The organism is Psychrobacillus sp., from assembly GCF_056205495.1.
In genome coordinates, this window is sequence record NZ_JBAEAP010000586.1 from 1 (window position 1) to 2278 (window position 2278).

The window sequence follows — 2278 nt, forward strand, 5'->3', positions numbered from 1 at the left end:
AGCGGATATTCATAGCTATTTCTCTCAAGTGCAAGATGATCCATCAATCCAAATCGTTACAGATGCACAAACAGAATATGTAAAAGCTAAGCTAAAAGGAACTGCAAATGAGAACATTCCAGTTCTATCTGCAGGTGCTCCATTTAAAGCAGGAACAAGAAGCGACTCAGAATATTACACATATATCCCTACAGGTCAGTTAGCGATTAAAAACGTTGCAGATCTATACTTGTACGACAACACACTTTCTTATGTGAAAGTAACTGGGGCAGACGTGAAAGACTGGTTAGAGATGTCTGCTGGGCAATTCAATCAAATTGATGCAAACAAAACAGGTGAACAACAGTTAATCAATACAGATTTCCGTTCATATAACTATGATGTAATCGATGGAGTAACATATGAAATTGATGTTACAAAACCAGCGAAATATGATCCAGATGGTAATATAGTGAATAAAGATGCTTCACGTATTGTTAACCTACAATTTGATGGCAAGCCTATCGATTTAAAGCAACAATTCATTGTAGCAACAAATAATTACCGTGCAAACGGAACATTCCCAGGTGTGCGTAATGCAACCGAAACAGAAGTATATCCTGATGAAAACCGTCAAGCAATCATTGACTACATTCTAGAGAAGAAAACAATCGATCCTTCTGCAGATGGAAACTGGAAATTTGCACCTCTTCCAGCAACTGCAAAAATCGTATTCGAATCTTCGAAAAATGCAGCAAAAGTAATTCCAGCTGATGGCAACATTCAATTCATGGGTGAAGGCACAGACGGATTTGGTAAGTATTCTATTAAATAAGGTGAAATAAAAACCTTTAAAAATCCTTTCTAGCATTATTCGCTAGAAAGGATTTTTTTGTTTGGCATGTTACGACTTGTGTTACAGGCGTTGAGTTACCTATATCTTTTGTTACAGGTGCCAGGCACCTGTAACACAAGAGAAGCACCTGTAACACAAGAAGCACCTGTAACATAAGAGAGAAACCCGTAACACAAGAAGTAATACCACTGTGGCAGTTATTAATATTAATGAAAAAAGCAGTCGAGGCTCTCAAGTGAGCTTCGATTGCTTTTTGGTTGTTAAAAAGCGTTTGGAGTTTCTGAATCTGTCCTACCGCCAAATGTAGAGTAGGTGGTTGCAGAGACGAAAGATAAATCTTTGTCTTCCATTTTATATCCCTTAGCAAGTAGTAGATTAGTAATTTCCTCTTTAAGTGTATCTCTCTTGTCTATGAGCTTGTTGTAAGGAATGATGAATTGTTGATTGACGTATCGAATAAGATTTTTGTACAGAATTTGGCTGATTATATAAGGGACGCTTAGGAAATAGATTGGGGCAAAGATTAAAAAAGCAATTAAATAATCGTGTGAGATAGTGGAAACATAATATGCTACGGCACAGTATGTTACATAAGCGCAAAAAACTAGAAGCCATACGGTAGCTTTTAACTGTTTATGTCTTTCTTGCAAGTCAAATCTTGTGATGATGCCTGGACTTAAATTCTTTACTATTCTCTCGCGCTTAAAATCGTTTAGTGAGTTTACTGCTTCTAAAAGTTCTTTACTTGTCATATCACTTACGTTCATTAATGCTCTTTTTAGTATAAAAATATCTTTCTTTAAATTTTCTTTTTGAGTAAGGAAACGTTGATATCCTAGCATAAACACTAATTTAGTTTCATCATTGTACATAAAAGAAACGACGAAAGTTGAAATTAAAGTTGCTATCAAAATAGTATCTGTCATTGGTAATCCTAAAAGTAAGGATATTAAGTAGGCTGCTGCTATGGAAGTAGAAGTGTTGATCATCACAATGGTGAAGCCATATTCTGCTTTTTTGCTTAAACTCACATAAATACAAGAAACGGCTACTGGATATGTCAGATATAAAAGAAGGTATAAGGGCGTATTTGCTATAAATAGATACATTACAGAAATTGAGCTTGCTGCTAATAAGCTTTGATTAATAGAATTCTTAGTTGCTTTTTCTGAAATTAAAAACGAAGTGGTGATCAGTAAAACTAAAAAAGTACCTCCGACCACTGACAAACCTATCAATGATAGAGAAAATATAAATTTTACAACGTAAGTAAGTTGAAGAGCTATTCCTGTAAACACAATTACTTGTCCGACCATATAGCTTGAGAATATACGGAGGATTGTTATAATAACCGTCATTAATGTAAATAATAAAAGTATGTTGAATGTCGGTAAAGCTATATGTATTACTTTGCTAAATATGTAAGCTGTAAAAAGGGTGATA

The 2278-nt window shown here is 34.8% G+C and carries 2 protein-coding genes; one reads left to right on the plus strand and one right to left on the minus strand.

Going from position 1 to position 2278, the window contains the following annotated elements; genetic code table 11:
- Positions 1–814: 5'-nucleotidase C-terminal domain-containing protein (locus AC06OU_RS16510; RefSeq protein ID WP_475857233.1), on the plus strand; the 814-nt coding region annotated here is incomplete at its 5' end.
- A gap of 281 nt (positions 815–1095) precedes the next feature.
- On the opposite strand, the gene AC06OU_RS16515 is transcribed toward AC06OU_RS16510, so the two are convergent.
- Positions 1096–2278, minus strand: a 1183-nt coding sequence (locus AC06OU_RS16515; RefSeq protein ID WP_475857235.1) for a hypothetical protein, incomplete at its 5' end; no start/stop codon positions are given.